Annotated in this window: 20 protein-coding genes; 13 read left to right on the top strand and 7 right to left on the bottom strand. The window is 63.7% G+C overall.

Features of this window, described 5'->3' with window-relative positions:
• The first annotated feature begins 53 nt into the window (after positions 1–53).
• The 5 genes from aceE (at position 54) to NFG58_RS16785 (ending at position 7,364) form a co-directional block, all read left to right on the top strand.
• Positions 54–2,726 (top strand): pyruvate dehydrogenase (acetyl-transferring), homodimeric type, encoded by a 2,673-nt coding sequence (gene aceE / locus NFG58_RS16805; protein ID WP_045992830.1) that lies wholly within the window; start codon positions 54–56, stop codon positions 2,724–2,726.
• A gap of 74 nt (positions 2,727–2,800) precedes the next feature.
• Positions 2,801–4,855, top strand: coding sequence for a pyruvate dehydrogenase complex dihydrolipoyllysine-residue acetyltransferase (aceF, locus tag NFG58_RS16800; RefSeq protein WP_108448209.1), 2,055 nt, complete (start codon positions 2,801–2,803; stop codon positions 4,853–4,855).
• A gap of 289 nt (positions 4,856–5,144) precedes the next feature.
• On the top strand, positions 5,145–5,801 hold the full coding sequence (gene adk / locus NFG58_RS16795; protein ID WP_222516010.1) for an adenylate kinase: 657 nt from the start codon (positions 5,145–5,147) through the stop codon (positions 5,799–5,801).
• 100 nt (positions 5,802–5,901) lie between these two features.
• Complete coding sequence (gene tsaB, locus NFG58_RS16790; protein WP_306168901.1) at positions 5,902–6,621, top strand: tRNA (adenosine(37)-N6)-threonylcarbamoyltransferase complex dimerization subunit type 1 TsaB; 720 nt, start codon at positions 5,902–5,904, stop codon at positions 6,619–6,621.
• Positions 6,622–6,659: 38 nt separating this feature from the next.
• Positions 6,660–7,364: a class I SAM-dependent methyltransferase gene (locus NFG58_RS16785; protein ID WP_306168922.1), complete on the top strand. Its 705-nt coding sequence runs from the start codon at positions 6,660–6,662 to the stop codon at positions 7,362–7,364.
• Here NFG58_RS16785 and plsB read toward each other — a convergent pair.
• Entirely contained in the window at positions 7,348–9,792 is a 2,445-nt protein-coding gene (plsB, locus tag NFG58_RS16780; protein ID WP_348827018.1) for a glycerol-3-phosphate 1-O-acyltransferase PlsB, read from the bottom strand. The genes NFG58_RS16785 and plsB overlap by 17 nt on opposite strands.
• A gap of 141 nt (positions 9,793–9,933) precedes the next feature.
• On the opposite strand from plsB, the gene NFG58_RS16775 reads away from it, so the two are divergent.
• Positions 9,934–11,046 (top strand): phospholipase D-like domain-containing protein, encoded by a 1,113-nt coding sequence (locus tag NFG58_RS16775; RefSeq protein ID WP_348827017.1) that lies wholly within the window; start codon positions 9,934–9,936, stop codon positions 11,044–11,046.
• A 74-nt stretch (positions 11,047–11,120) separates the two neighbouring features.
• Here NFG58_RS16775 and NFG58_RS16770 read toward each other — a convergent pair whose 3' ends face one another.
• The gene (locus NFG58_RS16770) at positions 11,121–11,873 is read right to left on the bottom strand and encodes a YecA family protein (protein WP_108132384.1); all 753 of its coding nucleotides are present in this window, start codon (positions 11,871–11,873) and stop codon (positions 11,121–11,123) included.
• 97 nt (positions 11,874–11,970) lie between these two features.
• Between NFG58_RS16770 and NFG58_RS16765 the strand changes: the two genes are divergently transcribed.
• The 3 genes from NFG58_RS16765 to NFG58_RS16755 all read left to right on the top strand — a co-directional run bounded on the left by NFG58_RS16765 (position 11,971) and on the right by NFG58_RS16755 (position 15,578).
• On the top strand, positions 11,971–12,561 hold the full coding sequence (locus NFG58_RS16765) for a SprT-like domain-containing protein (RefSeq protein WP_348827016.1): 591 nt from the start codon (positions 11,971–11,973) through the stop codon (positions 12,559–12,561).
• Positions 12,562–12,731: 170 nt separating this feature from the next.
• On the top strand, positions 12,732–14,681 hold the full coding sequence (gene acs, locus NFG58_RS16760) for an acetate--CoA ligase (protein ID WP_222516005.1): 1,950 nt from the start codon (positions 12,732–12,734) through the stop codon (positions 14,679–14,681).
• Between the two features lie 234 nt (positions 14,682–14,915).
• Positions 14,916–15,578 carry a response regulator transcription factor gene (locus NFG58_RS16755; RefSeq protein WP_045992823.1) on the top strand — a complete coding sequence of 221 codons (663 nt, stop codon included), beginning with the start codon at positions 14,916–14,918 and terminating at the stop codon, positions 15,576–15,578.
• Positions 15,579–15,705: 127 nt separating this feature from the next.
• Here NFG58_RS16755 and NFG58_RS16750 read toward each other — a convergent pair whose 3' ends face one another.
• Positions 15,706–16,653 carry a LysR family transcriptional regulator gene (locus NFG58_RS16750; protein ID WP_108448215.1) on the bottom strand — a complete coding sequence of 316 codons (948 nt, stop codon included), beginning with the start codon at positions 16,651–16,653 and terminating at the stop codon, positions 15,706–15,708.
• 248 nt (positions 16,654–16,901) lie between these two features.
• Between NFG58_RS16750 and NFG58_RS16745 the strand changes: the two genes are divergently transcribed.
• The gene (locus NFG58_RS16745; protein WP_348827015.1) at positions 16,902–18,401 is read left to right on the top strand and encodes a CoA-acylating methylmalonate-semialdehyde dehydrogenase; all 1,500 of its coding nucleotides are present in this window, start codon (positions 16,902–16,904) and stop codon (positions 18,399–18,401) included.
• A 239-nt stretch (positions 18,402–18,640) separates the two neighbouring features.
• Entirely contained in the window at positions 18,641–19,228 is a 588-nt protein-coding gene (locus tag NFG58_RS16740; RefSeq protein ID WP_222516136.1) for a peroxidase-related enzyme, read from the top strand.
• A 2-nt stretch (positions 19,229–19,230) separates the two neighbouring features.
• On the opposite strand, the gene NFG58_RS16735 is transcribed toward NFG58_RS16740, so the two are convergent.
• The 4 genes from NFG58_RS16735 to NFG58_RS16720 form a co-directional block, all read right to left on the bottom strand.
• A complete protein-coding gene (locus tag NFG58_RS16735; RefSeq protein WP_306168907.1) occupies positions 19,231–19,902 on the bottom strand; it encodes a hypothetical protein in 672 nt (223 codons plus the stop codon).
• Positions 19,903–20,081: 179 nt separating this feature from the next.
• Entirely contained in the window at positions 20,082–21,233 is a 1,152-nt protein-coding gene (locus NFG58_RS16730; protein WP_181248598.1) for a diguanylate cyclase, read from the bottom strand.
• 240 nt (positions 21,234–21,473) lie between these two features.
• Positions 21,474–22,139 (bottom strand): hypothetical protein, encoded by a 666-nt coding sequence (locus tag NFG58_RS16725; protein WP_348827014.1) that lies wholly within the window; start codon positions 22,137–22,139, stop codon positions 21,474–21,476.
• Positions 22,140–22,253: 114 nt separating this feature from the next.
• Positions 22,254–22,538: an XRE family transcriptional regulator gene (locus tag NFG58_RS16720; RefSeq protein WP_071211119.1), complete on the bottom strand. Its 285-nt coding sequence runs from the start codon at positions 22,536–22,538 to the stop codon at positions 22,254–22,256.
• Positions 22,539–22,861: 323 nt separating this feature from the next.
• Here NFG58_RS16720 and NFG58_RS16715 point away from each other — a divergent pair, with 323 nt between their 5' ends.
• Positions 22,862–24,283, top strand: a complete 1,422-nt coding sequence (locus NFG58_RS16715) for an APC family permease (protein WP_045992816.1) — start codon at positions 22,862–22,864, stop codon at positions 24,281–24,283.
• Between the two features lie 165 nt (positions 24,284–24,448).
• Positions 24,449–25,444 carry a glutarate dioxygenase GlaH gene (glaH, locus tag NFG58_RS16710; protein ID WP_348827013.1) on the top strand — a complete coding sequence of 332 codons (996 nt, stop codon included), beginning with the start codon at positions 24,449–24,451 and terminating at the stop codon, positions 25,442–25,444.
• Positions 25,445–25,504: the final 60 nt, after the last annotated feature.

The raw sequence follows: 25,504 nt of genomic DNA, 5'->3' as shown, positions 1-25,504 counted from the left end.
TTGGCCTCGATCGTGGGGCAATGGACCCCCATCGTCATTCGGAGAGACGTTCTATGAGTCTTGGTTCAAGAGAAGATCTCGATCCGGTCGAAACCCAGGAATGGTTGGATTCCCTGGAGTCTGTTCTGGATCGTGAGGGCGAGGATCGTGCCCGGTACCTGATGACGCGGCTCGCCGACCGTTATCGCCAGGACGGCATGCAGGTGCCCTTCTCGGTCACCACCCCGCATCGCAACACCATTCCGGTGCACTGCGAGGCCCCGATGCCTGGCGATCTGTTCATGGAGCGTCGTATTCGCTCGGTGATCCGCTACAACGCCATCGCTCAGGTCATTCGCAACAACAAGGCGAAGCCGGGACTGGGTGGCCACATCGCCAGCTTCATGTCCTCCGCGACTCTCTACGACGTGGGCTTCAACCATTTCTTCCGTGCCCCCAACGGCGACTTCGAAGGCGACCTGATCTACATCCAGGGTCACGTGGCACCGGGCATCTACGCCCGCGCCTACCTCGAGGGCCGGCTGACCGAAGAGCAGATGGACAGCTACCGCCAGGAAGTCGATGGCAACGGCCTGTCATCCTACCCGCACCCGTGGCTGATGCCGGAGTTCTGGCAGTTCCCGACGGTTTCCATGGGTCTGGGCCCGATCCAGGCGATCTACCAGGCCCACGTCATGAAGTACCTGCACTCCCGCGAGCTGCACGACATGCAGGATCGCAAGATCTGGTGCTTCATGGGCGACGGTGAGTGTGACGAGCCGGAATCTCTCGGCGCCATCCACCTGGCCAGCCGCGAGAAGCTCGACAATCTGATCTTTGTTATCAACTGCAACCTGCAGCGTCTCGATGGCCCGGTGCGCGGCAACTCCCGCATCATCGACGAGCTCGAGGGTGTCTTCCGCGGTGCCGGCTGGAACGTGCTCAAGGTCGTCTGGGGTCGTCACTGGGACCCGCTCTTCGAGAAGGACAAGAAGGGCATGCTGCAGAAGCGCATGGACGAGGCGGTCGACGGCGACTACCAGAACTACAAGGCCAACGGCGGTGCCTACACCCGTGAGCACTTCTTCGGCAAGTACCCGGAGACCGCCGACCTGGTCAAGGACATGTCCGACGAGGACATCTGGAAGCTCAATCGCGGTGGCCACGATCCGTTCAAGGTCTACGCGGCGTACCACGAGGCGACCACCAAACCCAATGGTCGCCCCACCGTGATCCTGGCGCATACCGTCAAGGGCTACGGCATGGGTGGCGGCGACGGCGAGGCGGCCAACGAGGCGCACCAGGTCAAGACCATGGAGTACGAGGCGCTCAAGCGCTTCCGTGATCGCTTCGGCATCCCGATCTCCGACGACCAGCTCAAGGAAGTGCCGTACTACAAGCCGGACGACGATTCGCCCGAAATGAAGTACATGCACTATCAGCGCGAACAGCTGGGCGGCTATCTGCCGAGCCGTCGCAATGACTTCGAGGCGCTCGAGATTCCCGGCCTCGATGACAAGACCTTCGCCTCCCAGACCGGCGGCTCCAAGGGCCGCGAAGTGTCCACCACCATGGCCTTCGTGCGGATCCTCAATGGCCTGGTCAAGGACAAGAAGATCGGCAAGCGGGTGGTCCCGATCATCCCCGACGAGGCGCGCACCTTCGGTATGGAGGGCATGTTCCGTCAGCTCGGTATCTACACCTCCGAAGGCCAGAAGTACGAGCCGGTCGACAAGGGCCAGATCATGTTCTACCGCGAGGATCAGAAGGGTCAGATCCTCGAGGAAGGCATCACCGAGGCCGGCGCCATGTCTGCCTGGATTGCCGCGGCCACCTCGTACTCGAACAACAACACCACTCTGCTGCCGTTCTACATCTACTACTCGATGTTCGGCTTCCAGCGGATCGGTGATCTGGCCTGGGCCGCCGGTGACATGCAGGCTCGCGGCTTCCTGTGCGGTGGTACCGCCGGTCGTACCACGCTCAACGGCGAGGGTCTCCAGCACCAGGACGGTCACAGCCTGCTGCAGGCAGCGATGATCCCGAACTGCCGCACCTATGACCCGACCTACGGGCACGAAGTCGCGGTCATCGTGCAGGATGGTCTGAAGCGGATGTTCTCCGACAAGGAAAACTGCTTCTACTACCTGACCCTGATGAACGAGAACTACGAGCACCCCGAGCTCGAGGAGATTCCCGCCGAGGACATCATCAAGGGCATGTACCTGCTGCGCGAGACCAAGGGCAAGAAGGGCCACGTCCAGCTGCTGGGCTCCGGTACCATCCTGCGCGAGGTCGAGGCTGCCGCCGAGATACTGGCCGAAGAGTGGGGTGTGGGCTCCGACATCTGGAGCGTGACCAGCTTCAATGAGCTGCGCCGCGAGGCCCTGGGGCTGGATCGTCAGGCCTTCATCAACCCGGATGCCGACCCCGAGAAGCCTCACGTCACCAAGTGTCTGGAAGGGCGCAAGGGACCGGCGATCGCCTCGACCGACTACATGAAGCTGTACGCCGACCAGGTCCGCGCCTGGGTGCCGACCGACTATCATGTACTGGGCACCGACGGCTATGGTCGCTCCGACACCCGCGAAGCGCTTCGCCGGTTCTTCGAGGTCGACCGCTACTACGTCACCGTGGCGGCGCTCAAGGCGTTGGCCGATCGTGACGAGATCGACCGCAAGGTCGTGGCCGAGGCACTCAAGAAGTACGACATCGACCCGAATAAGCCCAACCCGCTCGAGGTGTAAGGCATCGGTTGGACTGTCCGGTGGCATGGCGGGCCGGTGGCCCGCCTCCGTCAAGAGTTTGAAGGAGCGCGACCTTGAGTAGCGAAATCATCAAAGTGCCCGATATCGGTGGTGACACCGATGTGGAAATCATCGAAGTCGCGGTGTCCGAAGGTGACGTGATCGAGCCGGAAGACACCCTGATTACCCTGGAATCCGACAAGGCCAGCATGGACGTGCCGGCGCCCAAGGGCGGCAAGGTCCTCAAGGTTCTGGTCAAGGAAGGCGACACCGTCTCGGAAGGCGATGACATCGTCGAGATCGAGGCCGAAGGTGGTGGCGACGCCGACGAGGATGCTGACGCCGACGCCGATTCGGCTGAAGAGTCGCAGGCCGATTCCGGCGGCGACGAGCAGGAAGCGCCCAAGTCCGACGACAAGCCGGCACCGAAGAAGAAGAGCGGCGGTGGCAGCAAGACCGTCGAGATCAAGGTGCCGGACCTGGGTGGCTCCAGCGACGTCGAGATCATCGAGGTGGCGGTGTCCGAAGGCGACGAGGTCGGCGAGGAAGACACCCTGATCACCCTGGAGTCCGACAAGGCCTCCATGGACGTGCCGAGCCCCCACGCCGGCAAGTTGGTCAGCCTGAACGTCAAGGAAGGGGATACCGTCTCCGAAGGTGACGTCATCGGCTCCATGGAAGTCGCCGGTGAAGGCGATGATGGCGATGACGACTCTGCCGATGAGTCGGCCGATGAGTCTGCCGATGATAGTGCAGCCGAGTCCGCCGAAAGCGCGTCGGAAGAGCAGGAAGAGGACGATTCCGACGACGAGGCCGCCGAAGGTGGTCGTCAGGAGGTTCGTGTCCCCGACCTGTCCGGTTCCAGCGACGTGCCGATCATCGAGATGGCCGTCAGCGAAGGTGACGAGGTGGACGTCGAGGACGCCCTGATCACCCTGGAGTCCGACAAGGCCTCCATGGACGTGCCGAGTCCGTTCAAGGGCAAGGTGGTGGAGCTGTCGGTGAAGGAAGGCGACAGTGTCTCCGAGGGTGACCTGATCGGCTACATCGAGGTCGCCGGCGCGGCGCCCAAGAAGAAGGCGCCGAAGAAGGACGCTCCCAAGAAGGACGCCCCGAAAAAGGATGCCCCGAAGAAGGACGCGCCCAAGCAGCAGGCGGCGTCCGGTCAGGGCTCTGCGGTGGCCGACAAGCCGCGTGATGCCAAGAGCGTCCACGCCGGCCCTGCGGTGCGCATGCTGGCCCGCGAACTGGGTGTCGACCTGGCCTTGGTGAAGCCCTCCGGTCCCAAGGACCGAGTGCTCAAGGAAGACGTGCAGAACTACGTCAAGCAGGCCATGGCCAACCAGGGCAAGGGCAAGAGCGACGCCGCTGCGGCACCTGCTGCCGGGGGCTCTGGCATTCCGCCGATCCCGGATCAGGACTTCAGCCAGTTCGGCGAGATCGAAGAGAAGCAGATGGGCCGCCTGATGAAGATGGGCGCCAACAATCTGCATCGCAGCTGGGTCAATATTCCCCACGTCACGCAGTTCGACGAGGCGGACATCACCGAGCTCGAGGCCTTCCGCAAGTCGATGAAGGCCGAGGCGGAAGCCCAGGGCGCCAAGCTGACTCCGCTGCCGTTCCTGATCAAGGCGTGCGCCTATGCCTTGAACAAGTACCCGCAGTTTAACGTCAGCCTCAAGGCCGACGGCGAGACCGTGGTGCAGAAGAAGTACGTGCACATCGGTATTGCCGTGGACACGCCCGATGGCCTGATGGTGCCGGTGATCCGCGATGCCGACAAGAAGTCGCTGATCGACCTGGCCAAGGAGTCGGTGGAGCTGGCCAAGAAGGCTCAGTCGAAGAAGCTCAAGCGTGACGAGATGACCGGTGGTTGCTTCACCATCTCGAGCCTGGGCTCCATCGGCGGGACCGCCTTCACGCCCATCGTGAACCCGCCGGAGGTGGCGATCCTCGGGGTTTCCAAGGCGTCGATGAAGCCGGTGTGGAATGGCGCGGACTTCCAGCCGCGACTGATGATGCCGCTGTCGCTGTCCTATGACCACCGTGCCGTCAACGGCGCCGATGCCGCGCGCTTCACCGCGTTGCTGGGACAGTTGTTGACCGACGTGCGTCGCCTTCTGCTGTAATTCAGGCCGAATGCGAGAACAGAACGGCGCCGCAAGGCGCCGTTTCTCGTCCTGCCGTCAGCTCTGACAGCGTGCCATGTGGATGTGCCAGGCCGGGCGAATCGTGACGCTTCTATGACTCCTGACCAAAGTGCAATCTAGATGCCAGCAGCTTGATGTTAAACGCTTTTTCTGCAGGTTTTCGGTGAGTTGCGAGTAACCTCAGGTTGTGTCGCCAAGACGGCACGGGTATTGTTCGCTTAACCCATTCTTCACCCCGACTTTTCGCTTTCTCGAAGGAGTTCCAACGATGCGCTTGATCCTCTTGGGTGCCCCGGGTGCCGGCAAGGGCACCCAGGCCCAATTCATCTGTGAGCGCTACGATATCCCACAGATTTCCACTGGTGACATGCTGCGTGCAGCGGTCAAGGAAGGCAGTGAACTGGGCCTCAAGGTGAAGGAAATCATGACCACCGGTGGCCTGGTCTCCGATGACATCATCATCGCCCTGGTCAAGGAACGCATCACCCAGCCTGACTGCGCCAACGGTTTCCTGTTTGACGGCTTCCCGCGCACCATTCCCCAGGCCGATGCCATGAAGGAAGGTGGCGTCAAGATCGATCACGTGCTCGAGATCGCCGTGGCCGACGAGGAAATCGTCAATCGTTTGGCGGGTCGTCGGGTCCACCCGGCGTCCGGCCGCGTCTACCACGTCGACCACAATCCGCCCAAGGAAGACGGCAAGGATGATGTGACCGGCGAGGCGCTGGTTCAGCGTGATGATGATCGCGAGAATACCGTTCGCAATCGTCTGTCGGTCTACCACGAGCAGACCGAGCCGCTGGTGGGCTACTACCAGCAATGGGCCCAGCAGGCGCCTGAGGATGCCCCGCGCTATCATCGCGTGGAAGGCGTGGGGAGTGTCGATGACATCACCCGTCAGGTGCGCGAGGCCCTCGAAGGCTGATCTACCGCACCACGCTTGCTGCATTCGACTCACGGCTCGCCCCAAGGCGGGCCGTGAGTCGTTTATAATGTGCCGGATTCACTACCAGGATGAGCCTGACATGACCTTGATTGTGGCCCTCGATGCCTCCTCGAGCGCCTGCTCCGCGGCCCTGCTGCGTCGCCAGGAGGGTAGCCCGGACGAGGTGATAGCGCGTTTTGCGCAGACCCCGCGAGAGCATACCCGCCGTCTGTTGCCGATGGTCGACGAAGTGCTGGCCGAGGCCGGGGTGGCGGCCAGCGAACTGGACGCCGTGGCCTACGGGCGCGGACCAGGCTCCTTCACAGGCTTGAGGATTGCCGCGGGTGTGGCCCAGGGGCTGGCCTACGGACTGGACCGCCCGCTGGTCGGTGTATCGACGCTGGAGGCACTGGCGCTGGGCGGCCACCTGCGCCATCGCTATCGCTACATGGTCACCGCGCTGGACGCCCGCATGGGCGAAATCTACGTCGGTGCCTGGCGGGTCGAGGATGGGCGGCCGTTGGCACTGATGGACGAAGCGGTGCTGCCGCCCGAACGGCTGGTGCTGCCCCGCGAGCATGAAGACCATGATTGGGTGGGACTGGGGTCTGGCTGGGCGCTGTGGGATCAGATGCCCGCCGAGATCCAGGCCAGCCTCAACCTGACCGTGACCGATGCCGACCCTGCCGCCGAGGACATGGTGCGGCTGGCCGTCGAGGTCTTTGTCGCAGGCGATGCCCAGCGCCCCCATGACGCCCAGCCCGTCTATCTGCGCGATCAGGTGGCCTGGAAGAAGGCCGAGCGAAAGGCGCGTTCGTGAGTGTTCGCCTGAGCCCTGACATGGCGCTGCCTTTCGTTATGGACAGCGATCCCGAGGCGGCGCTGGCGCTGGAATGGGATGACCAGGGTCGGCTGGTGCTGGTCGGTGACGAGGCCCGCTATGGCAAGCCGCTGTGGGTGGACTTCGTCGGTGGGCGAGCCGGCCACCGACGGCGTTTCGGCGGCGGGCGCGGTCAACTGGTGGCTCGGGCCTGTGGTCTTGCCAAGGGCGTCACCCCGAGCATCATCGATGCCACCGCGGGTCTAGGCCGTGACGCCTTCGTGCTGGCGAGCCTGGGCGCCGAGGTGCTGCTGATCGAGCGGGTAGCCGCGATTGCGGCCCTGCTGGATGACGGACTCCGGCGTGCCCGGGAGGATAGCGACACTCAGGAAGCGGCGGCGCACATGCACCTTGCCCATGGCGACAGCAGTCGTGAGCTTGGCGACATCGTGGCAGCGGCCGGGGTAGCCCCGGAAGTGATCCACCTGGACCCGATGTTCCCCCACCGCGACAAGTCGGCCCTGGTCAAGAAGGAGATGCGGCTGTTTCGCGAGTTGGCGGGGGACGATGACGATGCACCGCGGCTATTGGAAGCGGCGCTGGACGTCGCCAGCCACCGCGTGGTGGTCAAGCGTCCGCGCAAGGCGCCTCCCATAGCAGGCCCCGAGCCGAGGCATCGACTCGAGGAGAAGACCAGCCGCTACGACATCTACGTGCACCGCTCGCTCAAGGCTGAGCGCTGACCTCCGAGGGAGCCTCGGCGGCCTCCTCGCGGTGACGGCTGATCAACGCCAGTCGCCGTCGCAGCGAGGCGTCGAGCAGGCGTGAGGCCCGCTGGGCCGCGCGCTTGAGGCACTCGTCGAAGTGCAGCCGGTCCTGCTCGAGCCACACCCAGCCTTCCTGTTCCAGGGTATCGATCAGGGTCTCGAACAGCTTGGGGTCGAAGAACTCCGGTGCCTCGCGACCGCTGAGGAGTCCAAGGCGCTCCGACAGCGCACGCGAGCGCTCCTTCAGGGTGGCCCGGTCCAGTGCCCCCGATCCGGATCGCAGCAGCACCTCGATCAGCAGGGCGTTGCGCTCCAGCGATGGCTGGATCATGCGGCCGATCAGTTCGAGGCGTTCTCGGCCTTCTAGGCTTTCCACCGGCGTAAAGCCTTCGCCATGGCGCTCCAGCAGCCCCAGGTCCACCTGGACGGCAAGAATGGCCGCGAGGCGTTCCTTCATGTCCGCGCTTTCATCGACACAGAAATCCCGGGCCAGCGGTGGCCAAAGCGGCGTCAACAGGTCGCAGAGTTCGTGGAGGCTGCGTTGGTGGCGGCTGCGAAAGGCGAAGGCGACCAGCGCCGGCAGGGCGAACAGGTGCAGCACGTTGTTGCGATACCAGGCCAGCAGTGCCGCTTGCTCGGGCGTGGCGCTAACGATGTCACCAAGGCTATGGGCGTGGCGCTCGACCATGTCCAGGTCCACCGCCCTGGCGATGCAGGCTTCCGGAGACTCGTCGGGCAGACTGGGTCTTTCGCCGCAGGCGGGGCTGTCGGCCAGGCGACAGAGCAGGGCGAGCTGGTCGGTCAGGGTGGCGTACTCCAGGGCGCGGTGCGGCGACGAGAGTAGCGCTAGGCCTGTCAGGTTGATGGCATTCAGCGCCGCCACCCGGTTGATGCGCCGGGTCAGGGATCTGCCAAGCGTGGTGACCGTCGGTGCCAGCCAGTCGGGGCGCGGCGACTCGTCGTCTCGCCAGCCGGGGGCGTGGCTATCGAGAAAGCCCCCGATGGGCAGCGGCTCGCCGATATTGACCGATACCCGGCCGTAGGGCTCGCGCAGACGTCCGAGCACCCGCAGCAGATCCAGCGGGGACTCCTTGCGCTTCTTGCCACCGCCCAGTTCGCGCTGGTAGCTGGAGTTCTCGAGAATACGCTCGTAGCCGATATAGACCGGAACAAAGACCATCGGCCGCTCGTCGACCCGCTGGCAGCGCAGGAAGGACCGCAGAGTCATCGCCAGCATGCCGGGACGAGGCGTGAGCATGCGACCGCTGCGGGAACGACCGCCTTCGATGAAGTACTCCATCGGATAGCCCCGGGCCAGCAGGCGGTGCAGATATTCGTTGAACACCGCGCCGTAGAGGCGGTTGTCGCGAAAGCTGCGACGCAGGAAGAAGGCGCCACCACGTCTCAGCAAAGGGCCGATCAACGGCATGTCAAGGTTGCGTCCTGCGGCGATGTGGGGTGGCATCAAGCCTTCGCGGTAGAGCACGTAGGACAGCAGCAGGTAGTCGATATGGCTGCGGTGGCAGGGCACGTAGATCAGGGTGTGATCCTCGGCCAGGGCCTTGACCTCTTCCAGACCATTGACGTCGACGCCGTCGTAGAGCCGGTTCCACAGGCGCTTCAAGGCGCCGGCCAGAAAGCGCAGCACCGGATAGGTCATGTTGGCCGCGATCTCGTGGCCATAGCGTCTGGCGCGTCGCTTGAGTCGTTTGTGTGAGCTGGCCTTCTCTGCCAGTTGGTCGATCTCCCGACGCACCTCGTCGCTTGCCACCACTCCCTGAATCATCGTGCTGCGGTGCGACAGGTCCGGCCCCAGCACCCGCGTACGCACCCGGCGAAAGTGTACCCGCAACAGCCTTGCCGCCTTGCGGTTGGTGCGTGGGGCGTCACCGTCATGCAGTTCTTCGAGGTGCAGCGGGGCGCCGAACTGGATTTCCACGTCGCGGCCGTTGACCAGCACCGACAGCGCTCGCCGCAGTCGTCCGGTCAGGCGCCAGCTGTCCGCTGCCAGCAGATGCCAGAGGCCGAAGTCCTTGCCCGGGGCTCGCCCCCAGAACACACTGACGGGCACCAGCTGTATCCGGGTGTCGCTGGTGATCAGCTCGGTGAAGGGCGCGACACCGGTGGCTTGGCCCGGCCACAGCCGGAACCGGCGTGCCGGCAGCGCCACGCAGCGCGGCAGGTTGCTGTCGGGCAGCGCCAACCGGCCACGCGCCGGGGGCAGGCCATGACGTTGGCAGTAGCTGTCCAGCAGCAGGGCGTCGCTCAGCGAGGGGCGCGGTAGCACATAGAGCGTCGGCAGCTGCGGATCCAGCGCCAGTTTATCCGGCGTCGGTTCCGCCAGCCGAACCTCGGTCCACAGTTCGATGAGTCGGCGCAGCGGTGCGCGAAGCATGCCAGGCATAGCAATTCCGTTGTTCGGGGCAGTAGGCGAGGACCGTCTGCGGGCCATCCATGTCGTGCCGTCAGTATAACGATCGGGTAGGGTGGCGCCATGATCTGCTTGATATCCGGTTGATATGACACCGCCAGGGAGACGTGCAGCATGACCACCGCGTGGCGACAGCATAATCGCGTCGATCTATTGCCGGAGGCCGATCGCTTCCTGCCGGCGCTGTTCGAGGCGGTGGCCGAGGCCCGTCAAAGCGTGCTGATCGAACTTTATCTGATGGAGTCCGGCGAACTGGCCGACCGAGTCATCGAGGCGCTGGTGGCCGCATCGCAGCGCGGCGTCGCCGTCTATCTACTGTTGGACGGTTTCGGCGCCATGGGGCTTTCAGGCCAGGATAGAGAACGCCTGGTCGCATCCGGCGTGTGGTTGCGGGACTTCAACCCGCTGGGCTGGCACTCGCTGGGACGCAACGTCAGTCGTGATCATCGCAAGCTGGTGGTGGTGGATCAGCGACTGGCCTTTACCGGGGGCTTTGGCGCCGTCGATGAGTTCCTGGCGGCCTGGTTCGAGGTGGCCGTGCGTGTCGAGGGCCCGGTGGTGGCCGACTGGGTGGCGCTGTTTGCCCAGGTGTGGAACTCGCCGCTGACCAGAGGCGCCCCGCAGGCGCCGGCGCTGCCGTCGCCGAGTGGCGAGAGGCGCCATGACCCTGGAGTCAGGGCACGGGTGATCTGGGGGCGGGGGTACCGCTTTCAGGCCATTCGCCACTCACTGCAGGAGCGAATCGCCCGCGCCGAACGGCGCCTGTGGCTGTGTACGCCCTACTTTGTGCCCACCCTGGGGCTGAGGCTCAGGCTGCAGCGTGCGGCGCGCAAGGGCCGCGACGTGCGCCTGCTGCTGCCGGGGCGGGACCACGACCATCCCGGCATCCGCTACGCCGGGCAGCGTTTCTACACTCGGTTGCTGCGGGCGGGTGTGCGCATCTACGAGTTCCAGCCCAGCTTCATCCACGCCAAGTTTGTGGTCGCCGATGACTGGGTCAGCCTGGGTTCCTGCAACTTCGACCACTGGAGCTTGCAGTGGAACCTCGAGGCCAATCAGGAGGTCGAGGACGCCGTCCTGGCCGACGAGGTCGCGGCGCTGTTCGAGCGCAATTTCGCGGCGAGTCGGGAGATCACCCGGGAAAGCTGGGCGCGCCGCTCCTGGTGGGCCAGGATCAGGACCTGGCTGTACGGCACCCTTGATGGCTGGCTGACCCGCTTGCGCTGAGGCGCCGGCTATCGCTTGCTCCGGTGCTGACCAGCGCCTGGCCTGTGACGCGCTATCGCTTGGCCTGTTATTCGCTATCGCTTGCCTTTGGGGCCTTTGGCCTGGGGTCTGCCCTGGCCGCTCTTGCTCTTGTTGCCTTGCCCCTTGTTGCCTTGCCCCTTGTTGCCATGACCCTTGTGGCCTGCCTTGCCACCCCTGCCGCCGGCTGGCGCCTTGCCGCGGGGCTTGGGCTTGGGGGTGTCCGGCGGTACCCGGAAGTGCAGGTACAGATCCAGCACCAGTTCCGGCAACTGACCGACCAGGCGCTCGAGTCGCTCGCCTTCCCCGGCCAGATCGGCCATGTCGGGCTCGTCGGCGAACAGTCCCGACAGCGCCATGAAGGGCAACAGCAGTGTGGCCACGGTTTCTTCATCGCCCTCGAACCAGGCGGCCTCGTCGAGGAAGACGCCTTCCATGAAGCCGGCACACCAGTCGCCGATGGGCGTCTCTTCCGACGCCATGCCGTCCAGCGTCAGCTCGAAGGGCAGTTCGGGAAGACCGCCGCCTTCCAGCACGCCGATAGCGTTGGTCCTGAGCTGCTCGAGCAGGCCCAGGATGATCTCCCTTTCCTGGTCGCTTTCGAACTCGGGGGTGCCGTGAAACAGCTCCGCGACCCAGGCGGCAGCCTCGACATCCCGCGGCGCCACCGCCAGCGCGACCAGGAAGCCGTGGGCGCCGATCAGGTCCAGCGCATCGGGACCGGCGCGCTCCTCGAGAAAGTCATCGAGCAGGTCCAGAGCGTCGTCTTCGAGCAAGGGGAGGGGGAGCGGCGTTTCGGCGTCGGACATGGGGCGCTCACTTGGCGAGGGGATGACTGGACGGTGGTCTTTACCGTCCCCGTTCGAGGCGGCATTCTAGCACTCCTTTACCTACTCTGACTGCGTCATGACCTCGACCCGGCCATCAATTCGCCCGCGCGCTCGCGGTGACTCTCCCACCCCGGTGTTGCCCGACGTCGACGACGCCTGGCTTCAGTCACTCGACGTCGCCGCCCTGCGCCAGGCGCTGATGGCAAGAGTCGTGGAGGCGGTGGCGCTGTGTCTTGACTATCATCCTGGGCTGCCGGAGCCGAAGGTGTGGTGCGATCTGCGCGGCAAGGGCGCAGGGCAGGCCCACTTCGGTCGCGGCGGACTGCGCTTCAATGGCCAGTTGTTGGAAGAGAACCGCCACGCCTTCTTCACCGAGGTGGTGCCCCACGAGGTGGCCCACTGGCTGGTCTGGCACCTGGAAGATGGGCCTACCTTTCGCCCCCATGGCAGGGAGTGGCAGACCGTCATGCTCAGGCTGTTCGGCTTGGCCCCCCGGGTCACCCATCGCTTCGATACCGCCCGCTCGAGCCCTGTCCCGTATCGCTATCGCTGCGCCTGTCGCGAGCACGGATTCTCGGCACGGCGTCACGCCAACGCCCAGGCCGGTCAGGAGTATCGCTGCCGGCACTGTCGCGGCCGACTGTGCCTGGTTGGGAAGAAGTGCTGAAATTTGCGCTTAACCTCTTGTTATAAAATAAAAAAATAGTCATACCAATGTCTAAGGGGAAACCCTGGCCTGGCGACGTTATGCTGGCTGTCAGGTTATTCGCGCCGGTCGGTCTCTCTTATTCAGGCGGCTGGCTCTTCACTTCGATGGGTATCCAAGGACAGAGCACCATGAGCGATCATCAGCACGTCTATCCGGTTTCCGATGCGTTTGCCAAGACCGCCTGGGCCGACAAGGCCACCTACGACAAGCTCTACCGGCAGTCGGTGGAAGATCCCGAGGGCTTCTGGAAGGAGCAGGCCGCACGCCTTGACTGGATCAAGCCACCGCAGACCATCAAGTCGGTATCCTTCGCCAGCGACAATGTCGATATCCGCTGGTTCGAGGATGGCACCCTCAACGTGGCGGCCAACTGCCTGGATCGACACCTCGACAAGCGTGGCGACAAGCCGGCGATCATCTGGGAAGGGGACGATCCGAACGAATCTTCGGTGATCACCTACCGCGAGCTGTACGAGCGTACCTGCCAGCTGGCCAACGCCCTGAAGTCCATGGGGATCGGCAAGGGTGACACCGTGACCCTGTACATGCCGATGATCCCGGAAGCCGCCATGGCCATGCTGGCCTGCGCCCGTATCGGTGCGGTGCACTCGGTGGTGTTCGGCGGCTTTTCTCCCGACGCCCTGGCACAGCGGGTCAAGGACGCTGCCTCACGGGTCATCATCACCGCCGACCAGTCCGTACGCGGTGGCAAGCAGGTACCGCTGAAGGACAACGTCGACGCTGCACTGACCCGTGATGGCACCGACGTGGCCGAGAAGGTGCTGGTGGTCAAGCGTACCGGCGGTGACATCGAATGGCACGAGGGACGTGACGTCTGGTACCACGACGCCGTGGCCGACCAGGACACCGACTGCCCCGCCGAAGAGATGGGCGCCGAGGATCCGCTGTTCATCCTGTATACCTCCGGCTCCACCGGCACCCCCAAGGGGCTCAAGCACACCACCGGTGGCTACCTGACCTACGCCAGCCTCACCCACCAGTACGTGTTCGACTATCACGAGGACGAGGTCTACTGGTGCACCGCGGACGTGGGCTGGGTCACCGGCCACAGCTACATCGTCTATGGGCCCCTGGCCAACGGTGCGGTGACCCTGATGTTCGAGGGGGTGCCGAGCTATCCGACCCACGGGCGGATGGGTGAGATCGTCGACAAGCACAAGGTCAGTATCCTCTACACCGCCCCCACCGCAGTGCGCGCCCTGATGGCCCACGGCGACAAGGTGATGGACTCCAGCTCTCGGGATAGCCTGCGCCTGCTTGGCTCGGTGGGCGAGCCGATCAACCCCGAGGCCTGGGAGTGGTTCTACCGGGTGATCGGCAACAGCAAATGCCCGATCGTCGATACCTGGTGGCAGACCGAGACCGGCGGCATCATGATCACCCCGTTGCCCGGTGCCATCGACCAGAAGCCGGGCTCCGCGACCCTGCCGTTCTTCGGTGTGCAGCCGGCGCTGGTGGACAACGAAGGCAAGCGCCTCGAGGGCGCCACCGACGGCAACCTGGTCATCCTCGATTCCTGGCCGGGACAGGCGCGCTCCATCTGGAACAATCACGAGCGCTTCATCCAGACCTACTTCTCCACCTACGAGGGGACTTACTTCACCGGTGACGGCTGTCGCCGTGACGAGGACGGCTACTACTGGATCACCGGCCGGGTGGACGACGTCCTCAACGTGTCCGGTCACCGCATGGGCACCGCCGAGATCGAGTCCTCGCTGGTGGCACACTCAGCGGTGGCCGAGGCCGCCGTGGTGGGCTTCCCCCATGACATCAAGGGGCAGGGTATCTATATCTACGTGACCCTCAACGACGAGGCCGAACCCACCGACGAGCTCAAGAAGGAACTGACCCAGTGGGTGCGCAAGGACATCGGCCCGATCGCCTCGCCGGATCATATCCAGTGGGCACCGGGACTGCCCAAGACCCGCTCGGGCAAGATCATGCGCCGGATTCTGCGCAAGATTGCCGCCAATGAGTGTGATGGCCTCGGCGACACCAGTACCCTGGCCGATCCTTCGGTGGTCGAGGATCTGATCGAGCACCGCGCCGCCAAGTAAGGCTCATGGCGTAACAGCAGGTCCCGCGGGCCGGCTGCCGGAAACTTCCGGCGCCGGCCCGTTTTTGCATAGTGACGGAGGCCGCAGAGTCGGCACCACGGGTAGCCGTTGAGGATGCTTGCGTCAGGGCGCTTGGGAAAGCCGGCAACCATGGGGTAACATGCTGTGCAAACAAGCGTCTTGCGTTGCGGCGTCCAGGCCTGACACGCTGCATCGGAATCCGGAGGAGAGTCCATGGCCTTTGCCCAGAAATTCATCGTAGCCGATGATCATCCGCTGTTCCGTGCCGCCCTGACGCAGGCGCTTCGCCAGCTCGCGCCCCAGGCCGAAATCATCGAGGCCGACACCATGGAGGCCACCTCGGACGTGGTCATTCGCCACCCCGACGCGGACCTGATCCTGCTCGATCTGCACATGCCTGGAGCCCACGGCTTCTCCGGGCTGATCCAGCTGCGTGGTCAGACCCCGGATGTGCCGGTGGCGGTGGTATCCGGCAGCGATGAAGTGCACGTCGTGCGCCGCGCCATCGACTACGGTGCCTCGGGGTTCATTCCCAAGTCCTCGTCGCTGGCGTTGATCGCCGAGGCGGTGGGCGAGATCCTCGACGGCGAAGTGTGGCTGCCGGAAGAGATGGCCGACGCCCTGGGTGAGGCCAACGAGGAAGAGGCGCGCTTTGCCGAGGCCATCGCCTCGCTGACGCCTCAGCAGTTCCGCGTACTCAACATGTTGACCGAAGGCCTGCTCAACAAGCAGATCGCCTACGAGCTGAACGTCTCCGAGGCCACCATCAAGGCCCACGTGACCGCCATTCTCAGAAAGCTGGGCGTGCACTCGCGCACCCAGGCGGTGATCGCGGCCCAGAAGCTCGAGGTCGAGCCACCCAAGGTCGAATCCTGACGCGGTTGCTTGCGCATCGACGACACCCCGCCCAGGCGGGGTGTCGTGGTTCTGGGGCTTGCGACACCACCGCCAGCGGGGGCCCAGTCCTATGCTGGCGCCGGCCCTGGTGGCAGCCAGCCGGTGTTCATTCGACGTCGTCCGGCAGCACCAGCCGGTCATGGCGGCCCATCAGAAAATCCTGATTCATTGCCAGCGCCTCGCGCAGGAAGTCCCACAGCAGACGCACCCGGGCAAGCTGGCGCTGCTCCTGCCGGGCGGTGATCCAGAACTGACGCACCACCGATACTTCATCCTCCAGCAGCGGCATCAGCCCGTCTCGTCCCGCCGTCATGAAGCACGGCAGAATGCCCAGGCCTGCGCCGCTCTCGGTGGCCATCATCTGGGTCGTCACGCTGGTGCTGCGAAGCGCAAAGTGGGTCTGCTGCGCCTGTTGCACCTGCGGCGACAGCAACGGATCCAGGTAGTTGAGCTGCTCGCTGAACAACAGGTCGTCCACGTAGCCGATCAGCGGATGTGTGCCCAGCTGGGCAAGCTGCTGCGGTGCCCCGTGGCGCTCGACGTAGTGCCTCGCCGCGTAGAGCTTGAGCCGGTAGTCGCACAGTCGCGAGGTGACCAGGCCGGGGTTGCCCGGTCGTTCGATGGTGATCGCCAGGTCTGCCTCATGGCGGCTGAGATTGACCACGCGAGGCAGCGCCAGCAGGTCCAGGGTGAGGCCGGGATGACGCCGGCAGAAGGCGCTGAGCAGCGGGGCCACCACCCAGGTCCCGAAGCCTTCGGTCACGCCAAGTCGGATCTGGCCCTCCAGGCGCAGGTTCTGATCGGTCAGACTGTCGGCGGCCTCGTCGGCGTGTCGGGCCATCTGTTCCGCGTGGCTCTTCAGACGTTCGCCGGCGGGAGTCAGGCGGTAGCCATGGGTGCTGCGTTCGAACAACTGGGTGTTGAGTCGCTGTTCGAAGCGGCGGGTTCGCCGCGACAGGGTCGAGTGGTCAACGCCCAGCCGTCGGGCGGCGTCGGACAGGCGGGCATGCCTGGCCACCTCGAGAAAGACCTGAAGGTCCTGCCAATCGAGCAAAAATCACCTCCGCTGAGCGACGACGTCGTGGACTTCGATGTGTTTGTGGTTGTGCATCAGTGCACAAGCAATGTGCCTGGCTGGCCGTTGTTTGGCCATCCTACCTGTGTCTAGACTGGACAGCATGGATAGCCGTGCCGTGGTGCACACCGCCACAGCGATCAAGGCGGCTGCTGGCATGGCAGTACGCCCAGTCCATCTCATACGACGCCACGCTCATGCACAACGACAACAGCCGGAGCACGCCCATGTCAGTCCGCGAAATTCCCATGATCATCGATGGCCAGGCCGTCCCCTCGCAGTCCAGCGAATGGCGCGATGTGATCAATCCGGCGACCCAGGAAGTGGTCGCGCGGGTGCCGTTCTGTACCCTGGAGGAGGTCGACCAGGCCGTTGCCAGCGCCCATCAGGCCTTTGCCACCTGGCGCAAGGTGCCGCTGGCCAAGCGCATGCGCATCATGCTCAAGCTGCAGGCGCTGATTCGCGAGCATACCCCGGAGCTTGCCGCCCTGATCACCGAGGAGCACGGCAAGACCCTGCCCGACGCCGAAGGTGAAGTCGGTCGTGGTCTCGAGGTGGTCGAACACGCCTGCTCGATCACCTCGCTGCAACTGGGGGAGCTGGCCGAGAACGCCGCCAACGAGGTGGACGTCTACACCCTCAACCAGCCGCTGGGGGTAGGTGCCGGCATCACCGCCTTCAACTTCCCCATCATGTTGCCCTGCTTCATGTTCCCGCTGGCCATTGCCACCGGCAACACCTTCGTGCTGAAGCCCTCCGAACAGGACCCGAGCTCCACCCTGCGCCTGGTGGAACTGGCGCTCGAGGCCGGTGTCCCCGCCGGTGTGCTCAACGTGGTGCATGGCGGCCCTGATGTCGCCAATCACCTGTGCGAGCACCCGGATATCAAGGCCATGTCGTTTATCGGGTCCACCCATGTCGGCACCCAGCTTTATCGCCGTGCCAGCGAGTCCGGCAAGCGCGCTCAAGCCATGATGGGTGCCAAGAACCACTGTGTGGTGATGCCTGACGCCAACCGCTCTCAGGCCATCAACAACCTGCTGGGGTCGGCCTTCGGCGCCGCCGGCCAGCGCTGCATGGCCAACTCGGTGGTGGTGCTGGTCGGCCAGGCCCGGGAGTGGCTCGAGGATATCGTCGAGGGGGCTCGCAACATGAAGGTGGGGCCGGGCACCGACCGCGAGGCGGATCTCGGGCCTCTGGTGTCACCGGCGGCCAAGGATCGTGTCGAAGGCTTGATCGCCAAGGGCGAACAGGAAGGCGCTCGGCTGCTGGTCGACGGACGTGGCTGCCAGGTCGAGGGCTACCCCGACGGCAACTTCGTCGGCCCAACCCTGTTCGCCGGCGTGACGGCGGACATGAGCATCTATCGTGAAGAGGTGTTCGGTCCGGTGCTGTGCGTGGTCGAGGTGGACACGCTGGACGAGGCCATCGCCTTCGTCAACGCCAACCCCAACGGCAATGGTACTTCCATCTTCACCAATTCCGGCTGGGTGGCGCGTCGCTTCGAGAGCGATATCGATGTCGGTCAGGTGGGCATCAATGTGCCGATCCCGGTGCCGGTGGCCTACTTCAGTTTTACCGGCTCGCGCGCCTCCAAGTTGGGTGACCTTGGCCCCAATGGCAAGCAGGCCATCAGCTTCTGGACCCAGACCAAGACGGTGACCGCGCGCTGGTTCGAGCCGGAAAACGTCTCGAGCGGCATCAACAGCACCATCTCGCTCGGCTGATCCAGGGCCGAGCAGGCATGCTGACGCAGCGGCCACGTCCTGTCTGACTCGAGCTCTCGGGCCTGGCCCGGCTGCAGGCTGCGATGCCCCCATCAAGGGGGCATCGTCGTTTTCGGCAGCGGCGACCCGGCATTCGATCAAAGTACCAGAGCACTAAATTGACCTTTACGTTAACGTCAATGTATTGCCTGGCCCTTCTTCCATGCCCACGTCAGCCCGGAGCCCCCATGAGCCCCTCGATCAGCCCATCTCTCAGCCGCTTTCCCGTCCCCGAATCACTGAACGATCTGCCCGATGATATCCGTGACAGCATCCTGGCGGTTCAGGAGAAGGCGGGCTTCGTGCCTAATGTCTTCTTGATGCTGGCCCATCGGCCGGCGGAGTTTCGTGCCTTCTTCGCCTATCACGATGCGCTGATGGAGCGTGAGTCCGATAGCCTGACCAAGGCCGAGAAGGAGATGATCGTGGTCGCCACCAGCGCCCGCAACCACTGCCTCTACTGCGTGGTGGCTCATGGAGCGCTGGTCAGGATCTACAGCAAGGATCCTCTGCTCGCCGACCAGGTGGCGGTCAACCATCGCAGTTCTGGCTTGAGCGAGCGACATCGCGTCATGCTGGACTTCGCGCTGCACTGCGCAATCGATCTGGGCGAGCTGACCGATGAGTGGGAGCAACGTCTGCAGGCGGTGGGGTTCAGCCGCGACGATATCTGGGATATCGGTGCGATCTGCGCCTTCTTTGGGCTGTCCAACCGCCTGGTGACCTTGACCGGGACGCCACCCAACCCGGAATTCTATTTGATGGGCAGGGTGCCCAGAGACGCCTGAACTCAGCCCATCAGCTTCGACAGTGGTTGCTCTGCCAGATCGGCAAGCCAGTGGGTGAGGGCGGAGCGCTGGGCCGCATGAAGGACCAGGCCCACGGTGTCATCGCTGTCGGCGGGGGAGTCATCGTGGGGCAGGCTGACGGCGAAGTCGCCTTCTTCCAGGTGGAACTCGTGAATCTCGCGCAGGCCTACCGGGGTCTCGCAGCGAATCGAGCGGTAGCTGTCGTCTTCGCCATAGATGAGGCGATGGCAGACCTTGTAGCGTGTGTAGAGCGAGAGTCCGCCGGGGAAGGCCGGCCACTTCGCCGGGTGAAGGCGAATATCGCTATCCAGCCCCATGGCATTGGCCTCGGCGCTGGACAACGCCTCTTCCAGGGCCGGGGCGAGCAGTGGGCGTGACTGGGTGTGTGGTGCGGCGTTGATGAGGTCATGGGGGCGGTGGATGTCGGCGTCCCGGAAGTTCAGGGTGTGCTGTTCGCAGTCGCCGTTTTCCCAGCCATCGAGCAGTCGTAACGTCAGTCGGCCCTGGCGCATCGGCGCGAAGACCAGCAGATTGAGGGCCAGCAGTAGATGCAGGCGTCGCTCGCTGGTCTGGTTGTCGAAGGCGGTATAGGGCGAACTGAATAGCCGATGCAGGCGACCGGGCGCGTGTTCCTTGGCTTCATGGTAGGACATGGGGCATTTTCCTCGAGACCGTACGACAACCAGCACATGCCACCATCAGGACCTGGTCGAAGCAGGAGCGTCTGCCGAGCTTCCCGCATGCCCTGATCGAGGCTTTTTATTTTAGATCCAACTTTATTAGCAGAAATTTAAATTTTTATCGAGACAATGCCGAGCCAGGCGAGTGGAAGTCAGTGATCGTCACTCTGGGCGGCCGTTGAGCTGGTTGTCTTCTCTGCTGCCTGGGCGGGGGCTGGCAACGTCCTGGCTGAGGTCTTCGAGGCGGCCTCTGCGGCACTGCGCTTTCTGGCTTCCTTGTTGCGATACATCATGGCGTCGGCGGCGCGCAGCAGTTCTTCCTCGCGCAGGTAGTCTCGATCCCCGGTCTCGGCGACGCCCAGGCTGATCGAGAAGTTCGGGTACTTGCTCTGGAAGGCCAGTTCAATCTTGCTGCCGATGGTCTTGGCGCTCTTGGCGTCACAGTCTGGCAGGATACAGCAGAATTCATCCCCCCCGAGGCGGCAGCAGATGTCGCTGCTGCGGACCGTTTCACGCATGATCTGGCCGAAGGTGACAAGGATTTCATCACCCTTGTGGTGGCCGTGGGTATCGTTGATCTGCTTGAAGTCATCGATATCGCAGTAGATCAGGCTGACCAGCGAGTGACGTCGCTCGGCCATGCGGATCTCCCTGTTCAGGGCCTCGCTCATGCCTCGCTTGTTGAACAGCCCGGTGAGGGCGTCCTTTTCTGCGTAGGCGGCCAGCTCCTTGGTCTTCTCTTCCAGGTTGCGAGCGTAGAGCTCCATTCGGCGCTTGGCGCTGTGGACCTCGTTGAGCAGGGTATCGATATAGGTATCGAAGACCAGGGTGATATCGAAGTACATCAATTTGTCGAGGTTGTTCTTCGCCGACTTGGTCGCTTGCACGTCCTCGAGGTTCTCGTCGATGACGCGAAACAGGATTTCCTTGAGCGTGCGCATGGCGGCCAGAAACAGCTTGGGTTCGACGCCGATACGCTTGTGCACCAGACCGATGCGCAGCCGACTGTTGACGTATTCCGCGTCGTAGTAGCCGGTGAAGATGTCGAGGACGTACTGGCGCTGGGCCGAGCGCAGTCGCTGCAGGGTCTCGGAGTCGCCGATCAGCAGGCTGATCTCGTCGATCTCGGTCTGCCGCTCGTAGAACTCTTCGACGATGATCTCGATATGCTCGTTGATGAGGGGTTTGAGCGCTGCCAGATCGGCCAGGTCGGCTTCGTCGAGGCTCAGGAATTCCTTGCGACGCTGGATCTCGACCTCGCTGATGTGCATCTGTTCCAGCAGGGACTTGTCGATTGGCCTCATGGCAACTCTCACTGGATGGGTGCGACCACTGCGGAACGACATCGAGCCGTGCGGCCGCACCATGTCTTGAAGGCTACCTTCAAGATATATCGTGGATTGGAGACTCCTGCATCGCATTTTCGCGGTTTTACACGCAATTGACACACACCTATTCCACGCGGTGCGCGATCAAGTACACCATCCTAGGTATGCTGTGGATCTAGTGCTGGAGAGGGGGAAAGTTGGCGCCTGGCCCTAAGTCTATTGAATGACCGAACGCAACAGCTCACCAACGTTGCCACTCTGGGACGGCAATGCCAGCACGGCAGGATCGGGCGACGTCGCCGTCAGGCTGGCCACCTGAAACTTGTCGCCAAAACGCAGAAGTCCGAGCCCCTGTTGCTCGAGCCTTGCCGCCACCGGGTCCGGTTGCCCCGACAGAATGCTCTGATAGCGGTCGACGACCCGTAAAAGCTCGATGACCTCCGGTCGCTGGCTGAGTACCAGTTCATCCTCTCGGCGATCGCCCTCCTGGGTAATCCAGTCAAGACGATAGACCTCGCCCTCGATGCCGGCGACGCTTTCCCGCGTGCCGACAGGCTCCAGCGACAGCACCTGCTGGGCCTGGTAACTGCCGAGGTCGGACAGGTCCTGGCCACCGAGTTGCCCGGCGATGGATTGAACATCGCGGATGCCCAGCACCACCGTCTGACCACCGAAGTTGGTGACCACGTGGCCCTTGCCGTCTCTCAACAGCAGATAGCCCTTGGCCGCGTGGCGGGGAAAGTCCAGGCGCAGTTGATCACCGATCCAGCGTGCGGTGACGGCGCTCTCGGGGTCGCCACTGCCATCGACCAGGGTGGCCTGGCCATCGGCCAGGGCGCTTGCAGACACACATAGCAGACAAGCCGCTAGCAGACGGCGCATCGATGATTCCTCATGGCATGAAGATCAAGGGGAAGGGCGGGGCAATGGCTCGCGCCAACAAGACGCGGCGCCCTGGCAGAATTGCCTTCCGGGGCGCCGTCCAGCACGGGCCATTCAGGAGAGTGACAGATGGCCATCGTCGATGATGCGGCGAATGGCCTGCAGCTCGTCGCAGGTGAAGTGTTCCAGTCGTCCTGACAGCAGATCACTGATCTTCTGCATGGGGAGACCCGCGCGGCGTGCGATCTCGCGGCTTCCGAGATCAGATACGGCGATAAGCCGCGTAACAATGCGCATCAGTCGTGTGCGCTGTTCCAGGTCCCTGACATCGAGGTCAGGGCATCGTCGAGGAGGCGGTTCGGAAGCGTCTGCTCGAGACAAGGAATCTGCGGTGCTCATGGTACTCCAATGGGCGTTTTCGACCCCTACAGCATGCAACCTTTTTTGCCCTCTTGCCAGTCCAATTTGGTGTCCGTTCTGGACGTGGCGCAGCGACGAAAACTCCTCATTCCGCAGACGCCGCGGGAGACTGCGGCTGACGGCGATGGCGCCATCTGCAGGCCCTACAAACTTAGACCAAAGAGGTATAAACGAAGGCTGCGGACGGCAAACATCCTCATGATAAGTTGCACGCGCGATTGATAAATTCAACGGTGCGTCCTGTCCCCGGTCAACAATCACTGTTCTGCGGGAACGCACCACTGCGGCGAGAGGTTTATCTCATGGACAATAACAGCAATGGCGGAGCCCAGCTGAGCCGAGTGCTGGCCCGCAAGGACGTCCTGGCGCTGGCCTTCGGTGCCATGGTCGGCTGGGGCTGGATCGTATTGACGGGTGGCTTCATCACCTCGGCAGGAAGCCTTGGCGCCATACTGGCATTCGTGCTGGGCGGCATGGTGATCGTGCTGGTGGGGCTGACCTACTCTGAGCTCGCTTCGGCGATGCCCCAGGTCGGCGGTGAGCACGTCTACAGCTACCGTGCCCTGGGCCATTTTGCCTCCTTCCTGTGTACCTGGGCGATCGTGCTGGGCTATCTCAGCGTGGTGGCCTTCGAGGCGGTAGCGCTGCCCACCGTGGTCGAGCATCTGTTCCCCGGCTACGCCGTCGGTCACCTGTGGACCCTGGCGGGCTGGGACGTCAAGGCCACCTGGGTTGCCGTCGGTGTGGCCGGCTCGGTGGTCATGATGGCCATCAACTATGTTGGCGTGCGCACCGCGGCGCTGGTCCAGAAGGTGGTGACGCTGCTGATTCTGGCCGTCGGTGTGATGTTCATCACCGGCGCCCTGTTCGAGGGTAGCAGCGCTTCGCTGACGCCGTTGTTCAACACCGAAGAGGGTGTGCTGGGCGGGATCACCATGGTGCTGATCATGGTTCCTTTCCTGTTTGTCGGCTTCGACGTCATCCCGCAGGCGGCGGAAGAGATCGACCTGCCGTTTCGCGAGATCGGTAGGGTTTTGATGCTGTCGGTGGTCCTGGCGGTGTTCTGGTACGCCTTCATCGTGCTGGGAACGGCATTGATGCTGCCCAAGGCGGAGCTCGAGAACAGCTCCCTGGCGGTACCTGACGCCATGGGGGCGGTGTTCAACACCCCCTGGGCGGCCAACCTGATGGTGCTGGCGGGTATCGCCGGCATCCTGACCAGCTGGAACGCCTTCTACGTCGGTGGCTCTCGCGCCATCTATGCACTGGCCCACTGCGGCATGCTGCCGGCCTTTCTGGCCAAGCTGCATCCTCGTCACAGGACGCCGGTCAACGCCATCCTGTTGATGGGAGCCTTGTCGAGCCTGGCGCCTCTGCTGGGCCGCCAGGCCATGGTGTGGCTGGTGGTGGCCGGTGGTCTCGGCATCGTCATCGCCTACCTGTTCGTATCCATTTCGTTTCTGGTGCTTCGGCGCAAGGAGCCGGAACTCGAAAGGCCGTTCAAGGTCAGCCATCCTCGCCTGGTCGGTTGGCTGGCGGTGGTGCTGTCGCTGGGACTGATCGGGCTCTACCTGCCCGGCAGCCCCTCGGCGCTGTCACCCATCGAGTGGGGGCTGTTCGCCGGCTGGATGGGTGCCGGGCTTGGCCTGTACCTGTGGTCCCGCCGCCGCTATGGCACGGCCTACAGCCAGCGACAGATGCGTCGTGAGCTGGAAGGCACCTGACGCCTTGACCGCAACGCCGGTCGGCGGCTTTGCCGGCCGGCGGACGCTTCAAGAACTCTGGACCTTGTCCCGAAAATCAGCACCCGGCGGCAGCCGTGTTTTTGTTGACCAAAAGTAAAAATGTAGATATTTTTACAAAACGTCAAAACAATACGGAGCCCTGCCATGTCCATCCTTGCCTCTGCCCAGCTTCAGGATCGTGATGATCAGACCACCGCCCCTGGCGCACGCGATCCACGCGGGTTCACCCTGGTCCCGTCGACCTCTTCCGAGCGTCTGCAGGAGCTGCGTGTCGAGCGGTCGGTCGTCGCTGCCTTCCTCGACGCCTGTGCCGAATGGCCGATTCAGGCGCTGGAGTACAAGTCGATGCTGCGTTTTCGTGTCGCGGGAATACTCGATGAGCTGTGCGAGGGGACGCTCAAGCCGCGGCTGGCCAATATCCTGCTGGACCGTCGCCAGGGAGCGCTGCAGGTCGTGCCGGAAGGGCTGGACCGGGTCGAGCAGGCCGAGGACATGGTCAAGTTTTCCACCGCCGTTGCCCACCTGATCGGACGATCCAACTTCGATGCCATGAGTGGTCAGTACTATGCCCGCTTCGTGGTCGAGAATGTCGACACCTCCGACAGCTATCTGCGGGCGCCGCATCGGGTGATGGAGCTTCACAACGACGGCACCTTCGTCGAGCAGGTCACCGACTACGTACTGATGATGAAGATCGACGAGCAACACATGGAAGGCGGCAACTCGCGGCTGCTCCATCTGGACGACTGGCACGAGCTGGAGCGGTTCTGCCGTCACCCGCTGGCGTTCAGTGAGATGCGCTGGTCGGCTCCGCCCAGCAAGAATGTGGTGCGCGACGTCTTTCACCCGGTATTCGACGTCGACCGTGATGGCCGCCCGGTGATGGCCTACATCGATCAGTTCGTCCAGCCACGTGATCTGGAGGAGGGCAACTGGCTTTGCGAGCTGTCGGACTCGCTGGAGTCGAGCGACGGCGTCATTTCCCTGCCCAATCCGGTCGGCAGCTTCCTGCTGATCAATAACCACTTCTGGCTGCACGGTCGCGACAAGTTCGAGGCTCACCCGCAGCTCAGGCGCGAGCTGATGCGCCAGCGCGGTGTCTTCACCTGTGGCAGCACCCTGCGAGCTCGCCAGGACTGAGGTGTCCTCCGGGGAAGAGGGGTGCAGCGGGGCAGCGGGGCACGGCCCGACGCGGTACTC

The organism is Halomonas sp. RT37 (assembly GCF_040070525.1).
GTDB classification, from domain to species: Bacteria; Pseudomonadota; Gammaproteobacteria; order Pseudomonadales; family Halomonadaceae; genus Halomonas; species Halomonas litopenaei.
This window is presented reverse-complemented; position numbering and strand designations above follow the sequence as displayed.